Origin of the sequence: Streptomyces sp. MK37H, assembly GCF_018035285.1 — a bacterium.
Classification (GTDB): Bacteria; Actinomycetota; Actinomycetes; order Streptomycetales; family Streptomycetaceae; genus Streptomyces; species Streptomyces endocoffeicus.
Genome location: NZ_JAAAYH010000459.1, coordinates 1 through 6,863, shown reverse-complemented (window position 1 = coordinate 6,863; position 6,863 = coordinate 1). Strand labels below are relative to the sequence as shown.

At 73.0% G+C, this 6,863-nt stretch carries 6 protein-coding genes; all 6 read right to left on the bottom strand.

Annotated elements, in window-relative coordinates; all coding sequences use genetic code 11:
- The coding region (locus tag GWI24_RS37720; protein WP_281791273.1) for a prenyltransferase/squalene oxidase repeat-containing protein at positions 1-503 on the bottom strand (503 nt) is incomplete at its 3' end.
- Positions 504-607: 104 nt separating this feature from the next.
- Complete coding sequence (locus tag GWI24_RS37715) at positions 608-1,705, bottom strand: polyprenyl synthetase family protein (RefSeq protein ID WP_210950553.1); 1,098 nt, start codon at positions 1,703-1,705, stop codon at positions 608-610.
- Positions 1,702-3,186, bottom strand: coding sequence for a hydroxysqualene dehydroxylase HpnE (hpnE, locus tag GWI24_RS37710; RefSeq protein ID WP_308344223.1), 1,485 nt, complete (start codon positions 3,184-3,186; stop codon positions 1,702-1,704). The genes GWI24_RS37715 and hpnE overlap by 4 nt, the downstream gene beginning before the upstream one ends.
- Entirely contained in the window at positions 3,183-4,145 is a 963-nt protein-coding gene (gene hpnD / locus GWI24_RS37705; protein WP_308344222.1) for a presqualene diphosphate synthase HpnD, read from the bottom strand. Before hpnD ends, hpnE begins: the two co-directional genes overlap by 4 nt.
- Positions 4,142-5,005: a squalene synthase HpnC gene (hpnC, locus tag GWI24_RS37700; RefSeq protein ID WP_210950554.1), complete on the bottom strand. Its 864-nt coding sequence runs from the start codon at positions 5,003-5,005 to the stop codon at positions 4,142-4,144. Before hpnC ends, hpnD begins: the two co-directional genes overlap by 4 nt.
- Positions 5,006-5,445: 440 nt before the next feature.
- Entirely contained in the window at positions 5,446-6,186 is a 741-nt protein-coding gene (locus GWI24_RS37695; protein WP_210950552.1) for a TetR family transcriptional regulator, read from the bottom strand.
- Between the last annotated feature and the right edge of the window lie 677 nt (positions 6,187-6,863).

Sequence of the window (6,863 nt, the reverse complement as noted above, 5' to 3'; positions counted from 1 at the left end):
CACTTCGGGAAGTAGATGATCTCCGGTGGCAGCTCGGGCAGATCCTCCCAGCGCCACCAGCCGAAGAGGGCCAGCCAGATCCGGGTGAACACCCGACTGCTCGCGATTCCGCCCCGGGAGCGCACCCAGGCGGAGGCGGCGGCCATATGGGGCGCGTCGGGCTCGTCGCCGGCCAGCCGCAGGGCGACATACGCCTCGATGGTGGTGGAGAGCTCGGGGGGACCGCCGTGGAAGGTGGCCCAGGTGCCGTCGGTGGCCTGCTGGGAGCGCAGAAATCGGGCCGCGGCGTCGAGGGTGTCGGGGTCCTGGATGCCGAGGAACTGGCGGAGCATCAGGTCCTCGGCGTCCATGGTGACGTTGGTCTCCAGGTCGCCCTTCCACCAGCCCCGCTCGTCCTGGCGGGACAGCAGATGGTCCACCGCGCGGGCCGTCGCCTCACGGGCGACACTCAAGGTCTTGGACTCGGATGACTCGGAGGGTTGGACGGTCGGTGTCGCTGTCATGGCTTCCCCTCTGCAGTGTGCTCATCTGCCGTCTTTGGGGCTTCCGTCGGCCGGCACCCCGGCTGGGTGCCGGCCGGCGACTGCGAACTAGCGGTCCATGGCGATCATCTCTCTCGTACGACGACGAAGTCGGCGAGCGCCACGAACCGCGCCCGGATCTCGGCGGGCATGTCCACCGAGCCCAGCGCCTCCATGGCGGTCGCATGCTGTCTGCGGGCCTCCTGAGAGGTCCAGTCCCGGCCACCTGCTTGCTCGATCAACGCGGCGCGCACGGCGAATTCTTCCTCCGAGAAGTCGGCGAACTCCTCCTCCGGCTTGTGCGCGTCGGCCGCGAGGATCTGGGCGAGCCGCCCGGAGTCGGGGCCGCCGGCGTCGAGCGCGGCGACCACGGGGAGGGACTTTTTGCGCTGGCGCAGATCGCTCCAGGTCCGCTTGCCGGTCGCCTCCGGGTCGCCCCAGATGCCGAGCAGGTCGTCGACGGCCTGGAAGGCGAGGCCCAGGTGGTAGCCGTAGCGCTCCAGGGTGTCGGCGGTGCGGTCGTCGGCGCCGCCGAGCACGGCGCCGATGGAGGCGGCGCAGGCGAGCAGGGCGCCGGTCTTGTTGCCCTCCATCTCCAGGCACTCCTCGACGGTGACCCGCTCGCGGTGCTCGTAGGAGATGTCCTGGGCCTGGCCGTCGATCAGCTTCCTGGTGGCGGCGGTGAGCCGGCGGGTGGCCCGCCCGGCCTCGGCGGTGCCGATCTCCAGCAGTATCTCGTTGGCCAGCGCGAACAGGGCGTCACCGACCAGGATGGCCTGGGCCGGGCCGTGCACCTTCCAGACGGTGTCGCGGTGGCGGCGCTGCTCGTCCCCGTCCATGAGGTCGTCGTGGAGCAGCGAGAAGTTGTGCACCAGCTCGACCGCGACCGCGCCGGGCACCCCGGCCTCGGGGGCGGCGCCCGCCGCCTCGGCGGACAGCAGGGCGAGCGCGGGGCGGACGGCCTTGCCGCCGTCGCCCTCGGCCGGGTTGCCCTCGGCGTCGATCCAGCCGAAGTGGTACGCGGCGACGGTGTTCATGGGCGGGGCCAGCCGGTCCACGGCGGCACGCAGCACCGGCGTGGCGAGCGTACGGCCGCGGTCCAGCAGCGCCATGACGCCTGCGGTGTCGACACCTGGGGTCGCCGGGGTCACGGTCTCTCCTCTGTTCTTGGTCGTGGTGCTCATGCCGCCTCCTTGGGCGTCCCCCCGCCCGGGGCGGGGAGAGGGTTCACATGCGGGCGGCCTAGGTCGGTGAGGGCCGCGCGCGCCGCGGAAAGACCGCTGCGCACGGCGCCCTCCATGGTCGCGGGCCAGCCGGTGGCGGTCCACGCACCGGCCAGGTAGAGGCCGGGCGCGTCGGTCGGGGCGGAGGGCCTGAGGAGGCCGACGCCGGGGACGGGGGCGAAGGTGGCGGTGCGCTCCCTGGTGACGAAGAAGTCGCGCACCCGGGCACCGCGGGCGACCGGGAGCAGCCGCTCCAGCTCGGGCAGATAGCGGGCGCGCAGCTCGGCCACCGGGCGGTCGATGTCGTCGTACGCGGCGGACTGCGACACCGCCAGGTACTGGCTGTCCCCGGCCCCGGGCGCGTCCCTGAGCCCCGAGGCGTCCGTACGGTCGAAGACCCACTGGACGGGGGAGCCGATCGCGGCGAAGAAGGGGCGGCGCAGCACCGTGCGGTCGTAGATCACATGCAGATTGAGGATGGGCGCGGTGCCGATGCGCAGCAGCCGGCCGGGGTCCTTCAGGGCGCCGTCGGGCAGCAGGGCGTGCGCCTCGCGCTGCGGGACGGCCAGCACGAGAACGTCCGCCTCGGCCTGCGGCTCCTCCCCCGGCCGCCCGGCGGTGGCCGCGCTCCAGCGGCCCCCGGGGGTACGGGTGACGGCGGCCACCCGGGTGCGCAGGTCGGTCCGCACGCCCGCCGCGTCCAGGGCCCGGTGGGCGTGGGTGTGGTGCAGCTCGCCGAGCGGGGCGCGGGCCCAGCCGATGTCGGCGGCGCCGGGCCGGGAGAGCAGCCCGGTCTTGAAGACCATCGCGGCCAGGCCCAGCGAGACATTGGGCGCGGTGGCGTTGAGCGTGGCCACGCCGACCAGGTCCCACAGCGCCTCGACGGCGCGCGGCGACTGGCCGTGGCGGCGCAGCCAGCCGGCGAAGTCCACCCCGTCCAGCGCCGGGTCCTCGGGGTCCAGCCGCCCCAGGGCGAGCGCGGCGCGGCCCACCTGGGCGCGCTCGGCGAGGGAGAGATGGGGGTAGGTGGCAAGGCTCGCGGACAGATGGAGCGGCACCGGCAGGGCGGTGCGGCGCAGTCGGCCGAGCCGCCGGCCGTCGCGCCCCCGGGCGTCGAGGACGGGGACGTCCAACCGGCCCTGGAGCGGGGCGAGCCGGGCCGCGCCGACGCGCTCCAGGAACCACTGGTAGGCGGTACAGCAGCGCAGATACACATGCTGGCCGTTGTCGACGCTGAGCACGCCCGCCGGAGAGGAGCGCTGGAAGGAGAAGGCGAGGCCGCCCAGGCGGGGGCGGCCCTCGACCAGGGTGACCCGCAGCCCGGCGTCGGCCAGCGCGAGCGCGGCCGTCGTACCGGCGAGCCCGCCGCCGATCACCAGCGCGCTCCGCCCGGCGGGGCGTGGCCCGGCGGGCGGGGCGGGGTCCAGGGTCGAGTGGGTCACACCGGCCTCCCGGCGCCGCGGCGCTCGACGGCACGGGCGTCAAGACCGGCCAGCCCGCGCACCGCCACATACGCCTTCTCATGGCCGGGCAGCGAGACGCGGCCGCGCAGGACGGCCGCGGGGTCCTTGGCGATCCGGTCCAGCAGCCTGCGGTAGATGCCCGCCATGGCGGAGACACACGCGCCGCTGCGCCGGTCCAGCAGCGGCAGCAGCCGGAAGCCCTCGGCGAACAGCGCCCTGGCCCGGCGCACCTCGAAGTGGACCAGGCCGGTGAAGTCGGCGTCCGGCGGTGCGGTGGAGCTGCGGAACGCGGCGGTGCAGCCGAATTTGGCCAGGTCGTCGGCGGGCAGATAGGTGCGCCCGGTGGCGGCGTCCTCACGGACGTCGCGCAGGATGTTGGTCAGCTGCAGGGCGAGCCCGAGGGTGTCGGCGTAGGCCGGGGCACGCTCCAGCTCGTCCTCGCTGTGGCCGGTGCCGGGGGCGGTCCCGAAGACGCCGAGCGAGAGCCGCCCGATGGCGCCCGCCACACAGCGGCAGTAGACCTTCAGGTCGTCCCAGGTCTCGTAGGTCTGCCCGGCCACGTCCATCAGCACGCCGTCGATCAGCTCGTCCAGCGCGTCCAGCGGGATCGGGAAGCGGTGTGCGGCATGGGCGAGGGCGACGGCGACGGGGTCGGTGTCGTCCTCCTCGATGCCGCCGCCCCGCATCCGGTCCAGCAGGGCGCGGGTGTCCGCCAGCCGGGCGCGCTTGGCCTCCGGGTCGAGGGGGCCGTCGCCGATGTCGTCGACCCGGCGGGAGAAGGCGTACAGGGCCGACATCGCATGGCGCTTCTCCGTCGGCAGCAGCCTGATGCCGTAGGCGAAGTTGCGGGCCTGGTGGCCGGTCACGGCCTCGCAGTAGCGGTACGCCGCGAGCACTGGCGCGGACGCGTGCGGAGATCCCTTCACGGTCCGGCTCACCCCTCTCTTCGCAGTGTCGCCCCCACCTCGCGCAGCAGGCTGAGCTTGGTGGGCCTGGGCGGTCCAGGGAGTACGTCATGTCCCGCGGCCGCGACCGCCCGCAAGGCGGCCCGCCCCCCGGCCACGAATCCGGCGAGCAGCACCTTGAGCCTGCCGTGGACGCTACCCACCAGGGGGGTGCCTTCATTCAGCAGGGCAGCGGCGCGTTCCGCCTCCTTCGCGACCAGCGCGCGCAACCGTACGCCGCCCCTGGGGGCGGCGAGGTCGGCCTCGGTCACGCCGAAGCGCTTCATGTCCTCGGCGGGCAGATAGACGCGGTCCCTGCGGAGGTCCTCGGCCACGTCCTGAAGGTGCTCGATGATCTGCAGGGCGGTGCAGATGGCGTCCGAGTGGCGGATTCGCTCGGGGCTCGCGGTGCCGGTGATGCCGAGGACGAGCCGTCCGACCGGGTTGGCGGACAGCTCGCAGTAGTCGAGGAGGTCCTGGTAGGTGGCGTACCGCCGGATCCGCTGGTCCTGGCGGTTGGCCTCGATCAGCCCCAGGAAGGGCTCTTGGTCAAGCCCATGGCGGTGGACGGTGGGGCGCAGGGCCCGCAGCAGCGGATGGCGCGGCTCCGCGGCGGGCCGGAAGACCCGGCGGAGGTCGGCCTCGAACGCGTCCAGCATCGCGAGCGCGTCGTCCGCCCGGTCGCGGTCAAGGCCGAGCAGTTCGGCGTCGGCGCCGCCGGGGGGCAGATCGCCGTCGCCGATGTCGTCGACCAGCCGGGCGTAGCCGTAGACGGCCATCAGATCGGTGCGCCAGGCGCGGGGGAGGAAGAAGGGGGCCACGGGGAAGTTCTCGTGGGCGGCCTTGTCGAGCACGGCGCGAGCGGCTTCCTGCCCGCCGCTCCGGCTGCTCGACGTGGTATGGGACCCGCTGCGCTCGTCCTCGACGGTCACCGTGGACAGCCAGGCGTACGGGCGAGACCCAGGACGCCACGTGGGTCCCGGCGACCGGGCCCCCCGGGAGCGCTGGAGATGGGCCGTGTAGCCAATGCCGTCACATCCCCCGTTCTACACCGGTTACCAGGGTCCGCACGATCCGGACACGCCGCTCCGTCTTGTCAACGGGCCCCGGCCCCTAGCCCCCGAACAGGCGACAAGGGCCCGGCTCCGGCATGATCCGGACGGGCATTGCCACAGCTTACGCCTCTCGGTGTACACATGTACGGAGCGATACCCCGATGTGACCTTCGACGGGGCGCCGGGCGGGTGACCGGCGAACGCCCCCGGGCCGGTGTCCGGGGGGCCTTCGGACGACCTCAGACGACCTCTTCGTAGAACTCCGAGATGTCCAGCACCCGGCACAGGTCGCGGAGCTCGAACTCGAAGAAGTGCTGGCCCTCGGAGAGCGCGAAGGACATATGGCCGAGCGCCTCCATGGAGATCACCCCGTACAGCCGCACCCAGCAGCGGAGCATCACGGCGATGGCTCCGGGGGGCATGTCGACGTCCTGGTCCTCGCTGAGCGCGGTGAGGGTCTGCGCGAGGCCGGGGTCGAGCTCCTCGACCTCGGGGGCGGGGAAGCCCCGCACCCGCCACAGGTCGGCGACCAGATCGGAGTACACGGAGCCGAAGACCCAGCTCATATGGCGCTCGGGCTTGGTCTCCTCGCGGCCGAGCCCCGGGGCCCAGGGGCCGAGGATGAGCCCGAACTCATGGGGGTGCTTGATCGCCCAGACGCGCAGCGCGCGGGCGCCGCTGATCCACCGGCGGCCCGGCTCCTCCTCGGGGTGCTGGCCGAGGACGCCGCGCATGAAGCGGGCCATCTCCTCGAAAATGTCCACACGCAGCTGAAGGATCAGCGCATCCCGGCTACTGAAGTAGCGGTAGACGGCCGGCGCGGTCATGCCCATCTCACGCGCGATGGCCCGGATGGTCACATTTTCCGGGCCCTCCTGAACCAGGAGCGTCCGGGCGACGTCCTTGATTTCACGGATGGTCGCGATGCGCAGCCGCTCGCGCCGTGAGTACGGTGCGACGTGCGCTTCCCCTGGCGACACGCGTCCCCCTCCCTGATGCTGCGCCGCTCGACAACCCGGCGTACAGGCACACGATACAGCGCCTCCGTTTAGTGAACAGCGGCGGTGACGGTGCCTCTGGTTCAACTGCTAGCCCCCTGACCCTGCCACAGATCCGCGGGGTTGCCCCGCCGGATGGCTCAGCGACCACCATCCGGGTCACCCGGGGGCGCGGGGAGCGTCCGCACATACGTCGGACATTCATTCGGAGGCATTGTGCGCGAGTGCTCTGGGGAGCGGACTGGGGACGGTGGACGGCCGCACTGCGCGCCACCTGGGAGTAAACGGCCGTAGCGATCGTGAAATGAAGTTCTTGCCCGCCCCGGCGCACCTGGGGAAAGGGTCCGTCCCACCCCTTCCACCAGGAGCGTCAGGAAAACCGACCGGTCGGCGCGGTGGATTTCCGGCCCGGCCCGGCGACGGATTCCACGGCCCGCCGGAGGGCGTCGCCCCGGCGCCGGAGCGCTGCCGCGCGGTAGGCCCGGGCCTCGCCCTTCGCGGCCCGCCGCGCATCTTCCGCATTCTCGTCCGCATCGCCACGCGACGCGTTTTCCCCGAAAAGCGCCCGCGTCCCGTGGATAACGATCCACCGCCACGGACCCCTGCTTCTGACGGTGTGCCGGGTATCCCGGGCCGGGGCCCGCGGGCGAAATCGGGAA